This window comes from Bacillus sp. PPSBB_2 (genome assembly GCF_045291115.1).
GTDB lineage: Bacteria > Bacillota > Bacilli > Bacillales > Bacillaceae_G > Bacillus_A > Bacillus_A cereus.
Window position 1 is genome coordinate 5561353 of record NZ_CP147983.1, and the last position, 19374, is coordinate 5580726.

The following is a 19374-nucleotide window of genomic DNA, read 5'->3' on the forward strand; positions in this document are numbered from 1 at the left end:
ATCCATCCTACTTCACCCCCAATGTTTTCAATGTATTTTGAAGCGGATCTCCTAGTATCTCTGGCATAACTCCAATTGCAATAATACAAAAGATAAGTAGTAAAACAGGGACATACTCCCATCCGTGTATATCAGATTTTGCTTCCCACTCTTTCTTTCCAAATGTCACTTGAAGTGTCGCCCTTAATACATACACAGCGGTTAAAATGATGCCAATCACACCGACTGCAGCAATGACGGGCTCTCCTTGAAATAAACCGAGAAAGGCAAGAAATTCACTAACAAACCCAGACATCCCTGGTAATCCGAGCGATGCCATTCCTCCTGCTAAGAAGAAGCCGCTAAGTACTGGGACACTTTTTGCGAGTCCACCAAGCGCTGTAATGTCTGATGTTCCGAAACGTTGTTCTATAACACCGAGTAAGAAAAACAGCAAGGCTGCAATTAAACCGTGCGATACAACCTGGAATAACGCTCCTTGTGTACCAGGTGCATTAAGTGACGCAAGTCCCATTAACACAATTCCCATATGCGAAATACTAGAGTAAGCCAGTACTTTCCTAAAGTCTGTTTGGATGAGCGCTAAAAAGGCACCGTATAATAAATTAATTACGCCTAATATCGCAATTAGTGTTGCAACATCGTGAAAATATTCCGGGAATAGCCCTTTCCCGAAGCGAATAATACCGTACGCTCCAATCTTCAGCAAAACACCTGCATGAAGCATAACTACAGCTGGATGCGCTTCTATGTGTACATTGACCATCCAGCGGTGCAACGGAAAAACAGGTAGTTTAATTGCAAAAGCAATCATTATGGCAATAAATACACTAAGCTGCAAACTACTTGGGATGACGAGTGCTCCCTCTGCGTTTACGCTTCTTAATATCTCTTTCAGCTCCACAATATTTGTTGTACCTGTTTTCGCGAACAAAATTGAGAAAACAATGAGCAAAATAGCTGAGCCAATACCGTTATATATTAAATAACTATACGCAGCCTTTTCACTCGACAATTTTCCCCACTTTCCAATTAATAAGAACATTGGTGGCAACGTAATTTCAAAGAAGATAAAAAACAACATTAAGTTTTGAGCAGCAAAGACGCCGAGCATTCCTATTTCTAGCATGAGTAACAGCATATAAAATGCTTTTAAATTTCTTTTAATAGAAAAGGCTGCAATTGCTGCAAGCGTTGCTAGAAGAGCCGTCAGTACCATCATGACAAGCGACAAACCATCAATACCGAGCTCGTAATAAATAGAAAACCACCTTTTATCTACCGCTGTAAAATCGCTGAACTTAATCCATTTCATCTTTTCATCGAATAGTGACAAATTCTTTCCAGAAGCATATGTACAAGCGAGGACGATAGCGATTCCAAATGGAAGTGCCGTCCCAAATAAGCCAAGCGCTCGCACTGTACGCAATTCCTTTTTCGGTGTTAATACAAGCAATAAAATTCCTAAAAGCGGGGAAAAAATGAAGAACGTTAACAACAAATCATTCATCGTAAATCCCCTCCCGTATAGAGCAAAATAATGACGAGTACAGCGAGCGAAACCGCCGTTACAGTACCGTACACTTGTACATTCCCGTTTTGAAGTTTCGATCCAAGATTACTTGTGCCTTTCACTACACTTGCAATTAAAACTGCAATTCCTTCGACTACATACACTTCAAATAAGCGAAGCACATGAGCGATTCCTTTCGTAATAGGGATCACCGTCATGTTGTATAGTTCATCCACATAATATTTTTCTTTCAAAAGATTATAAAGCGATGTTTCCGTACCCCCAGCCCAATTCCTAGAAATTGATTTCTTCCTATATATGAAATATGCAAGAGCGATTCCCGCAAATGAAACGAGTGTCGCAACAATCATAATCCAAACTGGTCCATGCGTTTCTTCAACCTTAAACCCTACATCTTTCGTCAACCAATCTCCGAGAAACGTCCCAAACCATGGTGTATTTATATATCCTGCCACTACTGCGAGAACGCCGAGAACAATCATTGGATACGTCATAACGCGAGGCGATTCATGCACTTCTTCCTTCGTCTTCGTTTCTCCAGTAAAGACAAGAAAGTATAGGCGGAACATATAGAACGCTGTTAAAAACGCCGCAATTACCGCTAAAGTAAATAAAACGTAATTGCCATTCATCCACGTCGCCGCTAAAATTTCATCTTTGCTGAAAAAACCGGAAAGCAGCGGAACACCGCTAATGGCAAGGGTACCTATTAAAAATAGCGTACCAGTTACTTTCATCTTCTTCTGTAAACCGCCCATTTTATTAATGTTTTGCGTATGCACAGCATGAATTACACTTCCTGCCGCCAAAAATAGTAGTGCTTTAAAAAAAGCATGTGTCGTTAAATGGAATATACCAGCTACATAACCGGCAGAACCTAACGCGAGCATCATATACCCGAGCTGGCTAACTGTAGAATAAGCAAGCACCCTCTTTATATCTGTTTGCACAAGACCGATAGAGGCCGCAAAGATTGCAGTGAAAGCTCCAACGATTGCCACTGTCTGCATCGCCACTGTACTTGCTGAAAATAGAGGGAACATCGTCGCTACTAAATATACGCCAGCTGCGACCATCGTCGCCGCGTGAATAAGTGCCGAAACGGGCGTTGGCCCCTCCATTGCATCTGGCAACCACGTATGAAGCGGGAACTGACCTGATTTCCCCATCGCCCCGATAAAAATTAATATCGCTGTTATTGTAATCATGTAAGGAGGTAGATCCCCTGTATAAATCGCCCTAAATATTGCGTCATATTCAAAACTACCTGCGTACCAAAAAATTAAAATCATCCCGATAAATAAACCAACATCCCCAATACGGGTCATAATAAAAGCCTTTTTTGCAGCAGCCTTCGCTTCTTCTTTAAAGAAATAAAAACCGATAAGTAAAAATGAGCCAAGGCCGACTAATTCCCAAAATATATAAAGCTGTAATAAATTCGTTGATATAACAAGCCCTAACATCGCAAATGTAAAGAGTCCTAAATATGCGTAAAAGGTCGGTAATCGTTCATCACCTTTCATATAACCTTTCGAATACACATGTACAAGTAGACTCACAAGCGTCACGATAAATAACATTAAAGCTCCTAATGCAGTCACTTCAAAGCCGAATGATATATCCACATCTCCAGCTCTAAGCCACACCCACTTATGCTTCACGCTGGCTTCTGAAAACCTTTCTATTAACACAAGTACCGCAAGTATAAAGGAGAGAAAGACGAAAAAAATACTAAGTACGCTGCTTCCTTCTCTAATTTTCTTCCCGAATATAATAAGTAACAAAAACGAAACGAGTGGGAAAAGCGGTATGAGCCATGCATAATCGATCATTGTTTCCTTCCCCCTTTTTCGGTCACAATGCTATCCTTTGAGCGTATCCATTTCATCCACCTGAACTGTCGTACGATTACGATATAAAGCAATTAAAATAGCGAGTCCTACCGCCGCTTCCGCTGCCGCTACAGCCATCGTAAACAGTGAGAAAATTTGACCTGTGAAATTCGGAAATAAGCCTAATTTACTAAACGCCACTAAGTTTAAATTGGCAGCATTCAGCATTAATTCGATACAAACTAATACGATTACTGTATTCCGCTTTGTTAAAGCTCCAAATAGACCGATGCAAAACAAAATAATCGCAAGTGTTAAATATGCAGAAGCTGGAACGCTACTCATTGGAATCCTCCTCTTTCTCGTCCTTTTTCGCAAGTATAATTGCGCCAACGAGTGCTACAAGTAAAATAACTGAAGTTAGTTCAAATGGAATAATATATTTTGAATAGAGAAGCGTACCGATTTGAAGTGTGTTGTTTTCATGGAGAGGTAAACTTCCTTGTGTGCTTTCATTTGCAAAATCAACATTATTAACAGCGAAATACATAACCGCTCCAAATGCTACAACTGCAAAGAAGATAATCCATTTTCGAAGAGTAAGACGCGATTCATTTTCCGCGTTATGTTTCGTTAACATAATGCCGAAAATCATAATAATTGTGATTGCACCAGAGTAAAGTAAAATTTGTGCAACGCCTATAAATTCGGCTGACAAAAGAAAATACAAACCTGCAATGCTGAGAAATGTCAGAACGAGAGCTAGCATCATGTGCATAACTTTCGTTAAGTTCAACATAAGAACACCGCCGATAATTGCAGACAAGGATAGTATAAAGAATGCTACAAACTCGCCATTCATGCCTTATTCTCCTTCCTGACGTTTTCGTCGTTTTCGTCAAGCCACTGCAAATTTTTAAATAAGTCATCACGTGAATATTCCGCGAGTTCAAAGTTATTTGTCATGACAATTGCCTCTGTCGGACAAACTTCTGTACATAAATCACAAAGAATACAAATTTCAAAATTAATATCATACGTGTCGATAATTTTTCCTTTTTTCGTAGGATCCGGATGTTTCTTTCCTGTTAACTGAATACAGTCTGTCGGACAAATGTTAGAGCACTGATTACAAACAATACATTTCTCCGGATAAAATTTTTGAATCCCCCGAAAACGGTCTGGCAACGGCAACGGTTGATTTGGATAATCATACGTTACCTTCTTCTTGCTCAAATTACTTAATGTATATTTTAACCCTTTAAATAGTCCTTTCATCTCTTACTGGCACCCCCCTCATAGATTAGAAGAATAACTCCTTAATCAATGCCGTTAAGAAAATATTTGCAAGTGCAATCGGCAATAATACTTTCCATCCAAACTCCATTAACTGGTCACCTCTTATACGCGGGAACGTAACGCGGAACCAAATTAATAGAAAGACTACACTGCTAAATTTCAAAGCAAACCATACGGCACCTGGGATAAATCCAAGAAACATGACTGGATTCCATCCGCCTAAAAAGAGCACTGTAATTAACGATGCCATCCCGAAGAAATATACGTACTCTGAAAGCATGAAAAACGCCCAGCGAAAACCTGAGTATTCCGTATGATATCCAGAAACAAGTTCTGACTCCGCTTCCGGCAAATCGAATGGCGTCCTATTTAACTCTGCAACTGCTGCGATTAAGAAAACGACGAAGCCAATTGGCTGTACGAAAATGTACCAGACCTTCTCCTGCGCCGCTACAATCTCATTTAAATTCAGACTACCAGCTAGCAAAACGATACCAATTACACTCATTACGAGCGGAATCTCATAAGAAATCATTTGCGCCGCCGCACGCATCCCTCCTAAAAGGGAATATTTATTATTCGATGCCCATCCCCCAGTTACAACACCTATCGTCGTAATACCGGAAACAGCAATATAATAAAGTAGCCCGACTCCAATATCTGCAAATTGAAATTTATCAGTGAACGGGATAACCGCAAGCACCATAAATGCTGGTGCAAATGCAATGACAGGCGCTAATATAAACAACGGTTTATCTGCTGCTTTCGGAATACTATCTTCTTTCAATAATAGTTTTAAAACATCAGCTACCGTTTGCAGTAAACCGAATCGGCCTCCAACCTGGTTTGGTCCAATCCGCCCTTGCATAAATCCCATCACTTTCCGTTCTGCCAAGATTCCATATGTAACGAAGCCAAGGACTGCAAATAGTAGAAGTACCGCTAATCCGAAAAAAATGAAGAAATTCGTCCAGCTTGAAGGTGATTGTAAGAGCGTCTCAATCATTAGCCATCAACCTCCCCAAGTACAATATCAACTCCACCTAAAATCGTAATTAAATTAGCGATGTTTTCACCTTTCAATAACTTCGGTAAAATTTGCAAGTTATAAAAAGATGGCCTACGAAACTTCAAACGGTACGGCTCTTTCTTTCCGTCACTTGCGATATAACAACCAATCTCTCCGCGCGGCGATTCGATACGTACAAATGCTTCTCCCTTAGGTGCCTTAATAATTTTCGGTACTTTTGCCAGCACAGCTCCATCTTTCGGGAACTGCTGAACCGCTTGCTCAACAATCTTTAAAGACTCCTCGATTTCTTGCATTCGGCAAACGTAGCGATCCCAAGCATCTCCCACGCTTCCAACAGGAATATCAAAATCAAAACGATCATAAATCGAATACGGCTCATCTTTGCGAAGATCCCAGTTTACTCCAGTGCACCGCAGATTTGCTCCGCTTAAAGAATACGAGATCGCTTCTTCCGCGCTATATATACCAACGCCTTTCACACGATTTAAGAAAATCTCATTACCGCTAACAAGATCATGATAACCTGCTAATTGCTCCCTCATATACGGAACAAACTCTTCCACCTTTTCAATCCAACCATCTGGCGCATCCCACTTCACACCGCCAACTCTCATATAGTTAAAAGTAAGCCGTGCCCCGCATAATTCATTTAATAAATTTATAATCATCTCTCGTTCACGAAACGCGTACAAAAACGGGCTGACCGCTCCTATATCAAGAAGATTCGTCCCCCACCAAACGAGATGGCTCGCAATTCTTCCTAGCTCCATCGCAAGTACTCGCAAGTATTCGGCACGCTCTGGAATTTCAAGCCCCATCATCGTCTCTACAGCATGGCAAATGACGTAATTATTCGTCATGGCTGATAAATAGTCCATTCGATCTGTATAAGGGATAATTTGCGTATACTGTAAGCTCTCAGCGATCTTTTCCGTCCCGCGATGCAAATATCCAATAACAGGTGTAGCTTCTTTAATAATTTCCCCGTCAATCTTAATTACGAGCCTGAACACACCATGTGTACTCGGATGCTGAGGTCCTACATTCAAAAGCATCTCTTCCGTGCGGATCATAGCTACACCTCCACATCATACGGTTCATAGTCTTTTCTAAGCGGATATCCTACCCAATCATCTGGCATTAAAATACGCGTTAAATTCGGATGCCCTTTAAATACAATGCCGAGCAAATCGTATGCTTCTCGCTCCGGCCAATCAGCTCCTTTCCAAAGCGCTGTCACAGATTCGACTTGCGGCGCTTCCCGGTCTAGCTTTACCTTCACCGCTACCGATTGTTTCTTGCCATATGAAAACAAATGAACATACACTTCCATATGTGTCACAAAATCCGTCGCATGTAGCTCTGACATATAATCAAAAGCAAGTCCCTCATGGAATCGCAGTGACTCCATCACTTCATAATACTTTTCGGGATCCACCACAAGAGTTGGCACATCCTTTGACAGTTTATTAATGTAGGAATCTACTAATGCACCCTCTCCTAACTTCTCCCTAATAGCCTCAACATACTGATTTAAATACGGCTGATTTACGGACGGTTCTTCCTGCTTCGGCTCATCCTCTTTCTTACCTTCAGCTCCCTTTGTCTTCGCTCTTGCAGCCGCTGCTGCTTTCGCTTTTGCCGCTGCAATTGCCTTTGCCTTTTCATCTCCCGAATCCCCATCACCTTGCGAGGCTTTCTGCTTCGCCAATGCTGCCGCTTTTGCCTTTGCCGCCGCCACCGCTTTTGCCTTTGCTTTCGCTTTTTCTTCTTCCGTTACTTCTTCGGTTCCTTCTCTTTTCTGTTTCGCTAACGCCGCCGCTTTTGCTTTTGCGGCTGCTGCTGCCTTCGCCTTCGCTTTCGCTTTTTCTTCTTCCGTTACTTCTTCTGTCCCTTCTCTTTTCTGCTTCGCCAATGCTGCCGCTTTTGCGGCTGCTGCTGCCTTCGCCTTCGCTTTTTCTTCTTCCGTTATTTCTTCGGTTCCTTCTCTTTTCTGCTTCGCTAATGCTGCCGCTTTTGCCTTTGCAGCTGCTGCTGCCTTCGCCTTCGCTTTTTCTTCTTCCGTTACTTCTTCGGTTCCTTCTCTTTTCTGCTTCGCTAACGCCGCCGCTTTTGCCTTTGCAGCTGCTGCTGCACGTCGCTTTGCTTCTTCTATAGTAATATCATCATTTTTTGGTAGCGCTTTCTCTTTTTCTCGATCTTCCTCCTCAAGTTCACTTATTTCCGCCTCGTGTTTCGCTACAAGGCGTTTTCTCGCTTCTTCTTTCGCACGCCTAGCTGCTTCTTTTTTCAGATCCTCTAAATCTTTATTTGGATTACTCATTTATTCGTCACCTGCTTTCCGGTCTTTGCCTCGTAACGAATTTTCTCTTTTAATTTATTAATTCCATAGATTAAAGCAGCTGGATTTGGGGGACAACCAGGAATATACACATCAACTGGTACGATTTGGTCTACACCTTTCACAACAGCATATGAATTTACATACGGACCACCTGCTGTCGCACAAGATCCCATCGCAATAACCCATTTCGGTTCGGGCATTTGATCATATAAACGCCGAACAATAGGAGCCATCTTCTTCGTTACTGTTCCCGATACAATCATGACGTCCGATTGCCTTGGTGAAGTTCGAAAAAATGACCCAAATCGATCTAAATCGTAATGTGATGAGCCTACCCCCATCATTTCAATTGCACAGCATGCCAGTCCGAATGTCATCGGCCATAAAGAATTGCTCCTCGCCCACCCTTTCAACTGTTCCAATGTAGAAAAAAAGATATTTCGTTCTAATTCTGCTCGCTCATTTGGATGTAATTCCTCAAAATTTATAACCATTGTAACACCTTCTTTTTCCAAGCATACGCTAATCCAACTAGCAACATTACAACAAAGATGAGCATTTCAATTAATGCAAATAAACCTAGCTTGTCATACGCAACAGCCCAAGGATATAAAAATAAAGTTTCTACATCAAAGATCACAAACAATAAAGCGAAAATATAATAACGAGCATGAAACCGAATATTTGCATCATGAAAAGGCTCAATTCCACTCTCATACGTCGTCGCCTTTGCTGCACTTGGTTTATTTGGGCGCAGCATCCTTCCTAATGTAAGAGCCACTACCGGCAGCAATATACCTAATAGCAAGAAAATCAAAACGATCATATAACTATTTTCATATACACTTGCCATTGTGAAACCCTCCCCCCTAAATTAAGAACAAGTTCACATAGTAAACAATATGTCCTAGTTACAGTAATTATTATTTTTAAATTTTTCTAAATAATGCAACTATTCTAATCATTATAGCAAACTTCAAATTCCTATGTCGATATGTTGAGAGACAGAAACAAGAATTATTAAAATCTATCTTTACAACTTGCTATAATTGTGCAAAATAAATATAAAACTTATATATGCTTTTCAAGAAACCGTAGGTGATATAAATGAAAAAACAAACACATGTAAGTATTCTTATAAGCATTGTATTGCTGTCTATAACGCTTCACTATGTAGCAATGCCTTTTGTATATGAATACTCATTTCCTTTTCAGCTATTAATTGGAACGAGCACCCTATTAATTGATATTATCGCTTGTAGTTATATACTTTATTTTTCAAACATGAAAGAAGGGCTATCTCGTTTATTTTGGATCATATTATCTGTTGGAGCTCTCTCTTATTTTATCGGTGATATAGTCGTTGCCTATCAGCGTTTAATTGTAAAGGACTTCTATACGTTCGTTGATCCATCTGACTTTTTTTACTTACTTTTTTTAGTTAGCTTTACGTTTGCCTTTCTATACGAAATCATTTATAACCGAGATTTATTAGAAAAACTTTTTATGCTATGTGATATTTGTATTATCGTTACAGCCCAATTTACTTTAAGTTACTACTTACTTATTGAACGAACTATTCATATCTTTACAACATCCTATATCGACATATTTGTTCAACTTACCTATCCAATGGCTGATTTACTCTTTCTCTTAATAGGAATCAACCTTTTATTCAAACCACTATCCTTATTACCTAAAAAGGTCGGTGCACTTCTTGGCAGTGCTTTAATTTTATATGCTACTACAGATGCGATTTATGCTTATATAAAATACTTCATACCAGAGTATTCTATGTTTACAGTTACTCCTTTCTATCAAGTAACCTTAGTACTAGTAGCAATCGCCTGTATTCTCCATACAAAAAAGCCTGAAAAACAAGAACAAGTACTACTAACACCTAAAATTGGCGAATCAATCCGATTATCATTACCGTATATTTCGGTAGTAATGCTTATTGTTTTTATATTAGTTGAATACGTTTTTGCGCCTATTATAGTAATCGGACTTATAATAACTTTTTCTTTCGTTCTCATACGTCATAGTTTAGTTCGAAAACAAAATAAAATATTATTGATCGCTCAAATGCAATTCAACTCAGAACTCGAGAAACAAATTAAACTACGTACAGAAGATTTAGTAGAACAGAAAAATGAACTCTATCATAATCAACAAATGTTTAAATCTTTATACGAGCATCATCCAGATCCAATTTTCACATTAGATTTGTACGGTAATTTTCTCAAAGTAAATAACGCTGGTACTACTTTACTCGGTTATCAAACGAATGAATTATTAAACCAGCCTTACTATTCACTCATATACGAAGAAGATTTAGAAGAAATGATTAACGCCTTTCATCGCGTGAAAAAGGGGTATTCTATTTCTTTAGAAATACGGGCTTACCATAAAAACAGAGATATTTACTACTTGCACGTTACCGCCGTACCGATCTTTTTAAAGGAGAAAATTTCTGGGGTTTATTTAATGATTAAAGATATTACGGAAAGCAAACAACAACAAGAACAAATCAACTTCCTAGCATACCATGATACTTTAACAGAGCTTGCAAATCGACGTGCATTTCATCAACATTTAGAACAGGCAATTGCGCGAGCAAAAATATCGAAAAAGCCTTTTGCTGTTATGTTTCTCGACCTAGACCGTTTTAAAGTTATTAATGATACCCTCGGTCATCGAGTAGGAGACCTATTGCTCATCGCAGTAGCAAAAAGGCTCGAAAGAATAGCAACATCAAATATGAAACTCGCGCGGCTAGCTGGGGATGAGTTCACAATCCTTATCGAGAATTACAAAAAAAAGCCAGATGTCCAAAAAATAGCTGATAGGATTGTAGCGGCCATGAATGAGCCATTTAAAATCGAAAATCAACATTTACAAATCTCACCGAGCATCGGAATTGCAATATATCCTGAAGCAGGTGAAGATGCGCTATCCATTTTGCAGCATGCTGATATGGCCATGTACGAGGCAAAGAATAAAGGAAAAAACGGTAGCTCTCTTTACACGAAAGAACTATATAAAAAAATGGAACGAAAAGCTCGAATTGAAAAAGATTTGCCAATCGCTTTAGTAAACAAAGAATTTTATCTCGTTTATCAACCACAAATTGATACGACAACAAATAAAATTATCGGTGCTGAAGCTTTAATACGATGGAAACACCCGCTATTAGGTGACATTTCACCATGTGAGTTTATTCCAATTGTAGAAGAGACGCCACAAGTAGTCCCACTTGGACATTGGGTATTACAAGAAGCTTGTCTCCAATTAAAAATATGGCATACCTTTGGCTACCAAAATTTAAAAATAAGTGTTAATTTATCCGCAAAAGAATTCCGGCAAGATCAATTAATCGAAAACATTTCACAAATATTAAACGACGTGCAAGTCAACCCAAAATATGTAACACTTGAGTTAACAGAAAGAATTGCAATGATTGACGAGAAAGAAACGTTATTGAGACTGAAGCAATTAAAAGAGTACGGTATCCAAACTTCCATTGATGACTTCGGTACTGGGTATTCTTCTCTTGCTTATTTATCAATTTTTCCAATCGACACATTAAAAGTACCGAGAGAATTTACACAATTAGCTGATCATCGTCCTGAAGAACGAGCCATCGTTTCTACAATACTTTCCCTCGCAAATACTTTAAATCTTTCAGTCGTTGCCGAAGGAATTGAAACTGAAAAACAGCTTAAGTTTCTGCAAAAACATAACTGTAAATATATGCAAGGTTACTATTTCAGTAAACCACTTACTAGTAATCAATTTATAAAATTTCTACAAAAAACCCCCAGTATGAACAAATAATTCATACTGGGGGTTTTATAGTGCTAAATTTTTTTCTCATAATATTCTTCTGCAATCTCTTCGTAAAAAGCTGCAGATGTCGTATAGAAATATGGAATTAACCATAAGAATCCAATCCCTAACGTAATACAACTTAATATAAACCAGCCAATAAAACTTAAACATAAAATGAAATACTCCATCTTATGTCCATCCATCATACGACGACTTTCTGTAATAGCTTGGTTCAGTGAATACTCAGGATGATCGTTTATAATAAAGTATGTCATCGCATAAGAAAATGATTTAATAATACCTGGAATAATGAACAATAACGTCCATAAGAAAAGATAAAGATTTACTAATAAATATAATAAAAATGATTTTAGAAATCTCTTTCCCTCTGAAAACCAAATGAATACATTACCAATACTAGCTTGCTTTTCACGAAGGATATTTAAACCAAGGTAATATCCACCTAAAGTTAACGGTCCAGTAACAAAAAATGAAAGAATATTCGTTGAAAGTGAACCATTTGTTTTTTGCCAACCGAAAATTAAAGAAAATCCCCAATCAACACTAAAACTAAAAGCCGTGATAAGAATTGAAATGAGTAGTGTAGCTCCAACAGCTAATCCCCATTTCCCTTCTAATGAATCTAGTGCTTCTCCTTTTAAATCACTAATCATGCGTAGCCTCGCCTCCTATACACAATAATTCTATTAGTATAGCATGTTCCTATTGAAATTCACCTTTTGAAATGTAGCGATAAAAGTGTGCTGTCGTCGTACTCATATACGGACTAAGCCAAAGAAATCCTATTCCAAAAGTAAGCAGCGCTAAAATAGCCCATCCTATGAAGCTCAGCCATAAAAGAAACAAATCTAACTTATGACCCTTCATAAGATTCTTACTTTCCTTCATCGCCTGCGAAACACTATATTCTGGATTTTCAATCATCACATAGTACGTCAGTGCATAAGAAAAATACATCACAATCATACCAACAATTGAAATTGCTAATAGTACGAAGAAAGCTATTGCAAATGACGTATTCCCTTCTTCACCTAACAATGCAAATAAGCCTATTAACAGCATCGGAATCCATGTACCTGTATATAACAAAATCGCAAGCATTGCCCACATTGTTTTCATCATTCTTTTAAAGCCACGAAATCCTTCGAATAAGTAATCTACTTTAGCATCTTCTCGTTTACTAATCTGTAAAAATACATTTGTATAACCATATGACGTAATCCCATACGATGCGTTACTCAAAATTATCATAATGCAATAAAAAATTCCAAAGGTAATACCTGCTCCAATTGACATCGTTTCCTCTTCAAATGATCCAGTTAAGCTTACAACTGAGAGAAATATAATAATTCCTGGAATTAATAGTATAAGCATTGCAGCCAGCGAAACAACATAACTTAAAATAAAATATAAAATTGTTGATCCAACACCTAGTCCCCATTTTCCCTTTAAAGAGTACAATGCTTCTCGCTTCATTTCACCAATCATTGATCCATCCCCTTTATGAAATATAAATTGTTGTACACTTCTACTTATACAAGCATCAATATAATTATACCAGTTTTGTAAAATTATCCATAAAATACACAAAAAAAAATCCGTAAAGGCAAAGCCCTTACGGATTTTTTCACTTCATATCGGAAACGTTCAAACGGTTCACAGCACGTTGTAATGCCATTTCTGCACGTTTAAAGTCAACATGTGCTTGTTTATCTTGCAGACGTTGCTCAGCGCGACGCTTCGCTTCATTTGCGCGATGGATATCGATATGGTTTGCTTCTTCAGCAGATGATGATAATACAGTCACTTTATCTGGACGAACTTCGATAAAGCCACCGCTTACTGCTACATAATCAGTGTGTCCACCATTTTTCAGACGAACTGCACTAATTTTTAATGGTGCAACAGTTGGAATGTGACCTGGTAAGATCCCCATTTCCCCACTCTCTGCTTTTACACTTACCATTTCTACTTCTTTTTCGTAAACCGGTCCATCAGGAGTTACAATACTGACTGGAAATGTCTTCATACTTCGTCCCTCCTAAGGCCTTACGCCATCATTTTCTTCGCGTTTTCAATAACTTCTTCAATGCCACCTACTAAGCGGAATGCATCTTCTGGAAGGTCATCATATTTTCCTTCTAGAATTTCTTTGAAACCACTAACTGTATTCTTTACAGGTACGTAAGAACCTTTTTGACCTGTAAACTGCTCAGCTACGTGGAAGTTTTGAGATAAGAAGAATTGAATACGACGAGCACGATGTACAACTAACTTATCTTCTTCAGATAACTCATCCATACCTAAGATAGCGATGATATCTTGAAGCTCTTTATAACGTTGTAAAGTTTGCTGTACTTGACGAGCTACTTCATAATGTTCTTCTCCTACGATTTCTGGAGAAAGTGCACGAGATGTAGATGCTAATGGATCTACGGCTGGGTAAATACCCATTTGCGTTAAACGACGCTCTAAGTTTGTTGTTGCATCTAAGTGAGCGAACGTTGTAGCTGGTGCTGGGTCAGTATAGTCATCGGCTGGTACATATACCGCTTGGATAGACGTGATAGACCCTTTATTTGTAGATGTAATACGCTCTTGTAATTGACCCATTTCTGTTGCAAGTGTTGGTTGGTAACCTACCGCAGATGGCATACGACCAAGAAGGGCAGATACTTCAGAACCCGCTTGCGTGAAACGGAAGATGTTATCGATGAACAGAAGTACGTCTTGTCCTTGCTCATCACGGAAATGCTCAGCCATTGTTAAGCCTGTTAATGCAACACGTTGACGTGCTCCAGGTGGCTCGTTCATTTGTCCGAATACCATCGCAGTTTTCTTGATTACGCCAGAATCGCTCATTTCGTGGTATAAGTCATTACCCTCACGAGTACGCTCACCTACACCAGCGAATACAGAGATACCACCGTGCTCTTGTGCGATGTTGTTAATTAATTCCTGAATTAATACTGTTTTACCTACGCCGGCACCACCGAATAGGCCGATCTTACCACCCTTAATGTAAGGAGCAAGTAAGTCTACTACTTTAATACCAGTTTCAAGAATTTCTACTTTAGTAGATAATTCTTCGAATGCAGGTGCTTGACGGTGAATTGGATCACGATGTACATCTGCAGGAACCTCACCATCTAAGTCAATTGCATCACCTAATACGTTAAATACGCGACCAAGTGTTACATCACCAACTGGTACAGAGATTGGTTTACCAGTATCTTCTACTTCTGTGCCACGAACAAGTCCATCTGTGGAAGACATTGCAACTGTACGAACTGTATCATCACCTAAATGAAGTGCAACTTCAAATGTTAAGTTAATACTTCCGTTTTCGTTGCTTTGTTTTACCGTAAGGGCGTTGTAGATTTCTGGTAGCTTTCCGCCATCAAACTTAACGTCTACAACCGGACCCATGATTTGCGTAACGCGCCCTTTATTCATCGGGTTCCCTCCTAGCTTTCTTTTAATTAGCCAACTTTCTACGAGCAGCTAGCTTTTAATTTTTTATTGGTTTATAGCTTACGCGACTCTTTTGACAGAGCCGCTTCCGCTTTTTAATACTATTCTAACGCTGCTGCTCCACCAACGATTTCCGTAATTTCTTGCGTAATCGCTGCCTGACGCGCACGGTTGAATGAAAGTGTAAGTGAATCGATAACTTCCATTGCGTTGTCTGTAGCACTCTTCATTGCTGTCATACGCGCTGCGTGTTCACTTGCTTTACCGTCTAGTAATGCACCGTACACTAAGCTTTCTGCGTATTGTGGCAATAGTACTTTTAAAATTTCTTCTTCAGAAGGTTCGAATTCATAAGCTGTCGTCGGTTTGTCAGACGCCACATCAGTAAGCGGCAAAATTTTATTTTCCGTTACCTCTTGTGAAATTTTACTTACGTAATGGTTGTAGTAAATGTACAGCTCATCATAAGCACCATCTGCAAACATCGCAATTGCTCGAGAAGCAAGGTCTTTAATATCAGTAAATGATGGGTGGTCAGATAATCCAACTACTTCATCAATAATGTTAAAGCCGCGACGTTTTAAATAATCACGTCCTAGTCGTCCAAGCACAATAATAGAATATTGGTTTGAATCCATATTATGACGTTCACGAATTACGTTACTTACTGTACGTAATACGTTACTGTTATAACCACCTGCTAGTCCGCGATCAGACGTAATAACGATGTATCCTGTACGCTTTACAGGACGCGCATTTAGCATTGGATGATTAATCCCTTTGCTTCCTTGCGCAATGCTCGCTACTACTTCTTGAATCTTTTCCATATACGGAACGAAAGATTTAGCATTTTGCTCTGCACGGTTTAACTTAGATGCAGATACCATCTCCATCGCTTTCGTAATTTGACTCGTTTTCTTTGTCGAGTTAATCTTCGCTTTTATATCGCGTAAAGATGCCACAGGTTTTCACCACCTTTTTTCCGGAAGTTGGCACGATTAGTAAGAATCCTCTTCCTAATCTACGTTGCAAGATATTCTTGCTCATGATTGAAGGAAAAGAATAGGTGCACCTACTCTTTTCCTTTACATGACCTTTAGCAATCTCAGAGCCCGAGATGCCTTTTATATATACTATCTAGCTCCAGCGGCTTGAATGCTCGGTGGCTTCACTTCTTCCTACGAGGCAAACACCGCCTCTTCGTCAGAAGCTCCATCCCCCTCACATTCAGAACGAGCCGCTTCCGCTTTTATTAATCTAGTTCCGCCTCCTAGCCCCTTTCGTCTAAGAACCTTCCCCACAAGAAGGTAAAAAGCACCTTCTGTGAGAAAGAACCTTAGCCGATGGGGCTGAACAGTCGGCTTCACTTTTTATTATTATTCAGAAGCTACGAATACTTTTTTAAATCCATTGATTGCTGCTGCAAATTTGTCGTCATCCGCAAGTTTCTTAGTTGTGCGGATTTCTTCTAATAAGTCAGTCGCATTAGAATCTAACCAAGCATGGAATTCTTCTTCAAAACGAGTGATATCTACTACTGGGATATCATCTAGGAATCCACGTGTTAAAGCGTAAAGAATGATAACTTGTTTCTCTACACGTAATGGTTTGTGTAATCCTTGTTTTAATACCTCAACAGTACGAGCACCACGGTTTAATTTCGCTTGAGTTGCTTTATCAAGGTCAGAACCGAACTGAGCGAACGCTTCTAACTCACGGTAAGATGCAAGGTCAAGACGAAGTGTACCTGATACTTTACTCATTGCTTTAATCTGAGCAGATCCACCTACACGAGATACAGAAGTACCCGCATCGATCGCTGGACGTACGCCAGAGAAGAATAGGTCAGATTGTAAGAAGATTTGTCCATCCGTAATAGAAATTACGTTTGTTGGGATGTATGCTGATACGTCCCCTGCTTGTGTTTCGATGAAAGGTAGTGCAGTTAAAGAACCGCCGCCTTTTGCATCACTTAATTTTGCTGCACGCTCTAATAAGCGAGAATGTAAGTAGAATACATCCCCTGGGTAAGCTTCACGACCTGGAGGACGACGTAATAGTAATGACAGCTCACGGTAAGCCGCTGCTTGTTTTGATAAGTCATCATATACTACTAATACGTGTTTACCATTGTACATGAACTCTTCACCCATTGTTACACCAGCGTAAGGAGCTAGGTATAATAATGGAGCTGGTTGAGAAGCAGATGCAGTTACAACGATTGTGTACTCTAATGCACCGTGCTTACGTAGTGTTTCTACTACGTTACGTACAGTTGATTCTTTTTGTCCAATTGCTACGTAGATACAAATCATGTCTTCATCTTTTTGGTTAATGATTGTATCAAGTGCAACTGCTGTTTTACCAGTTTGACGGTCACCAATGATTAACTCACGTTGACCACGGCCAATTGGTACAAGAGCATCGATCGCTTTAATACCTGTTTGAAGTGGCTCATGAACAGATTTACGATCCATTACACCTGGTGCTGGACTTTCGATTGGACGAGTGTTTGTTGTATTGATTGGGCCTAAACCATCAACTGGTTGACCTAATGGGTTTACAACACGACCAATTAGTTCTTTTCCTACCGGTACTTGCATGATGCGACCAGTACGACGAACTTCGTCACCTTCACGAATTTCTGTGTAAGGTCCTAAAATGATAATACCTACGTTGTTTTCCTCTAAGTTTTGTGCTAGTCCCATAACGCCGTTAGAGAACTCTACAAGTTCACCAGCCATAACGTTATCAAGACCATGAGCACGCGCGATACCGTCACCAACTTGGATAACTGTACCAACATCACTAACTTCGATTTCAGACTGATAGTTCTCGATTTGTTGCTTTATCAGTGCGCTAATTTCTTCAGCTCTGATGCTCATGTGCTTCACCCCTATCTATTCTTCATTAATTCACGCTGAATACGTGCTAATTTTCCTTGTAAACTTCCGTCATAAATGCGATTTCCAATACGTACTTTAATTCCGCCTAGTAAATCTTCATCTACAACATTTTTCACGCGAATTGCATCTTTTCCCGTTCTCTTTGCAAATGCTTCAGCAATGTTAAGCTTCTCTTCTTCTGATAGAAGACGAGTAGAATATACAGTTGCATCCGCTACGTTACGTTCTTCATTAGCAAGAACAACATATTCATCTGCAATTTCAGGTAAGATATCAATGCGTTTGTTATCAATTAAAATATATAACGTATTTAAAATGGATTCAGAAACAGATCCGAATACGTTTGCAAGAAACGTTTTCTTTTGTTCCTTTGAAATGTTCGGTTGCGTTAAAAAGCTATGTAGTTCTCCGTTCTTTACATAAACGTTTTGTACAAGGCGTAATTCCTCTTCAAACATTTCTAATACGTGTTTTTCTTTAGCAATTTTAAAAAGAGCGACAGCATAACGTTTTGCTACAATCCCATTGCTCATCGCGCTTCTCCTACTTCTTTAATATAATCGCGAATTAACTTCACTTGATCTTCTTCTTTTAACTCTTTTTCAATTACTTTAGAAGCAATTTGAACAGATAAAGAAGCAACTTGTTCTTGTAAAGCAGCAATTGCTTGCTCTTTTTCGCGTTGAATTTCTTGTACAGCAGATGCTTTAATTGATTCTGCTTCTTCTTTCGCAGCAGCAACAATAACATCTTTTTGATCTACAGCTTGCTTTTTCGCTCTTTCGATTAACTCTTGTGCTTCAACACGTGATTGTTTTAACATTTCACGTTGTTCTTCTACTAATTTCTTCGCCTCAGCATTACTTCTTTCTGCAGCGTCGATTTCATTAGTAACATGCTCTTCACGTTCTTTCATAATTCCCATTAAAGGACCCCACGCAAATTTGCGTAGCATTACTAATAGAAGTAAGAAAATGAACAATGTATAAGCAATCGTTCCAAATGGAATGGCAGCACCTAATAATAAAGTTGGCACAAGGATTCACTCCCTTCAAAATATCTAAATTGATCATATGAAAAAAAAAGACATACGTTTC

General features: G+C 39.2%; 19 protein-coding genes. 1 reads left to right on the top strand and 18 read right to left on the bottom strand.

Annotation, left to right across the window (positions count from 1 at the left end; genetic code table 11):
* Nucleotides 1-7: 7 nt before the first annotated feature.
* From V6946_RS28330 to nuoA, 10 genes are read right to left on the bottom strand one after another with little or no spacing between them, the layout of a single operon-like run.
* A complete protein-coding gene (locus tag V6946_RS28330; protein WP_366981600.1) occupies nucleotides 8-1510 on the bottom strand; it encodes an NADH-quinone oxidoreductase subunit M in 1503 nt (500 codons plus the stop codon).
* Nucleotides 1507-3369 carry an NADH-quinone oxidoreductase subunit L gene (nuoL, locus tag V6946_RS28335; protein WP_000568229.1) on the bottom strand — a complete coding sequence of 621 codons (1863 nt, stop codon included), beginning with the start codon at nucleotides 3367-3369 and terminating at the stop codon, nucleotides 1507-1509. Before nuoL ends, V6946_RS28330 begins: the two co-directional genes overlap by 4 nt.
* Before the next feature lie 30 nt (nucleotides 3370-3399).
* Nucleotides 3400-3714: an NADH-quinone oxidoreductase subunit NuoK gene (nuoK, locus tag V6946_RS28340; protein WP_366981601.1), complete on the bottom strand. Its 315-nt coding sequence runs from the start codon at nucleotides 3712-3714 to the stop codon at nucleotides 3400-3402.
* Entirely contained in the window at nucleotides 3707-4231 is a 525-nt protein-coding gene (locus V6946_RS28345) for an NADH-quinone oxidoreductase subunit J (protein WP_001012812.1), read from the bottom strand. The genes nuoK and V6946_RS28345 overlap by 8 nt, the downstream gene beginning before the upstream one ends.
* A complete protein-coding gene (gene nuoI, locus V6946_RS28350) occupies nucleotides 4228-4647 on the bottom strand; it encodes an NADH-quinone oxidoreductase subunit NuoI (RefSeq protein WP_000677191.1) in 420 nt (139 codons plus the stop codon). The genes V6946_RS28345 and nuoI overlap by 4 nt, the downstream gene beginning before the upstream one ends.
* Before the next feature lie 25 nt (nucleotides 4648-4672).
* Nucleotides 4673-5674: an NADH-quinone oxidoreductase subunit NuoH gene (gene nuoH, locus V6946_RS28355; protein WP_000573426.1), complete on the bottom strand. Its 1002-nt coding sequence runs from the start codon at nucleotides 5672-5674 to the stop codon at nucleotides 4673-4675.
* Nucleotides 5674-6774 (bottom strand): NADH-quinone oxidoreductase subunit NuoD, encoded by a 1101-nt coding sequence (nuoD, locus tag V6946_RS28360; RefSeq protein ID WP_000621434.1) that lies wholly within the window; start codon nucleotides 6772-6774, stop codon nucleotides 5674-5676. Before nuoD ends, nuoH begins: the two co-directional genes overlap by 1 nt.
* A gap of 2 nt (nucleotides 6775-6776) precedes the next feature.
* Complete coding sequence (locus V6946_RS28365; protein ID WP_366981602.1) at nucleotides 6777-8024, bottom strand: NADH-quinone oxidoreductase subunit C; 1248 nt, start codon at nucleotides 8022-8024, stop codon at nucleotides 6777-6779.
* Nucleotides 8021-8539, bottom strand: coding sequence for an NADH-quinone oxidoreductase subunit NuoB (gene nuoB / locus V6946_RS28370; RefSeq protein ID WP_000236331.1), 519 nt, complete (start codon nucleotides 8537-8539; stop codon nucleotides 8021-8023). Before nuoB ends, V6946_RS28365 begins: the two co-directional genes overlap by 4 nt.
* Nucleotides 8530-8898: an NADH-quinone oxidoreductase subunit NuoA gene (gene nuoA / locus V6946_RS28375; RefSeq protein ID WP_000179273.1), complete on the bottom strand. Its 369-nt coding sequence runs from the start codon at nucleotides 8896-8898 to the stop codon at nucleotides 8530-8532. Before nuoA ends, nuoB begins: the two co-directional genes overlap by 10 nt.
* Nucleotides 8899-9152: 254 nt before the next feature.
* On the opposite strand from nuoA, the gene V6946_RS28380 reads away from it, so the two are divergent.
* Nucleotides 9153-11882, top strand: coding sequence for an EAL domain-containing protein (locus V6946_RS28380; protein WP_163092840.1), 2730 nt, complete (start codon nucleotides 9153-9155; stop codon nucleotides 11880-11882).
* Nucleotides 11883-11905: 23 nt separating this feature from the next.
* On the opposite strand, the gene V6946_RS28385 is transcribed toward V6946_RS28380, so the two are convergent.
* From V6946_RS28385 to atpF, 8 genes are all read right to left on the bottom strand, one after another.
* Nucleotides 11906-12550, bottom strand: coding sequence for a DUF975 family protein (locus V6946_RS28385; RefSeq protein ID WP_000622462.1), 645 nt, complete (start codon nucleotides 12548-12550; stop codon nucleotides 11906-11908).
* Nucleotides 12551-12599: 49 nt separating this feature from the next.
* Nucleotides 12600-13385 carry a DUF975 family protein gene (locus V6946_RS28390; RefSeq protein WP_000578820.1) on the bottom strand — a complete coding sequence of 262 codons (786 nt, stop codon included), beginning with the start codon at nucleotides 13383-13385 and terminating at the stop codon, nucleotides 12600-12602.
* A 139-nt stretch (nucleotides 13386-13524) separates the two neighbouring features.
* Nucleotides 13525-13926, bottom strand: a complete 402-nt coding sequence (gene atpC / locus V6946_RS28395; protein ID WP_000847211.1) for a F0F1 ATP synthase subunit epsilon — start codon at nucleotides 13924-13926, stop codon at nucleotides 13525-13527.
* Between the two features lie 20 nt (nucleotides 13927-13946).
* A complete protein-coding gene (gene atpD / locus V6946_RS28400; protein ID WP_001032593.1) occupies nucleotides 13947-15353 on the bottom strand; it encodes a F0F1 ATP synthase subunit beta in 1407 nt (468 codons plus the stop codon).
* Between the two features lie 119 nt (nucleotides 15354-15472).
* The gene (gene atpG, locus V6946_RS28405) at nucleotides 15473-16333 is read right to left on the bottom strand and encodes a F0F1 ATP synthase subunit gamma (protein WP_000157696.1); all 861 of its coding nucleotides are present in this window, start codon (nucleotides 16331-16333) and stop codon (nucleotides 15473-15475) included.
* A 414-nt stretch (nucleotides 16334-16747) separates the two neighbouring features.
* On the bottom strand, nucleotides 16748-18256 hold the full coding sequence (gene atpA / locus V6946_RS28410; RefSeq protein WP_000027518.1) for a F0F1 ATP synthase subunit alpha: 1509 nt from the start codon (nucleotides 18254-18256) through the stop codon (nucleotides 16748-16750).
* 11 nt (nucleotides 18257-18267) lie between these two features.
* Complete coding sequence (gene atpH / locus V6946_RS28415; protein ID WP_000064683.1) at nucleotides 18268-18810, bottom strand: F0F1 ATP synthase subunit delta; 543 nt, start codon at nucleotides 18808-18810, stop codon at nucleotides 18268-18270.
* Complete coding sequence (atpF, locus tag V6946_RS28420; RefSeq protein WP_001142618.1) at nucleotides 18807-19313, bottom strand: F0F1 ATP synthase subunit B; 507 nt, start codon at nucleotides 19311-19313, stop codon at nucleotides 18807-18809. The genes atpH and atpF overlap by 4 nt, the downstream gene beginning before the upstream one ends.
* Between the last annotated feature and the right edge of the window lie 61 nt (nucleotides 19314-19374).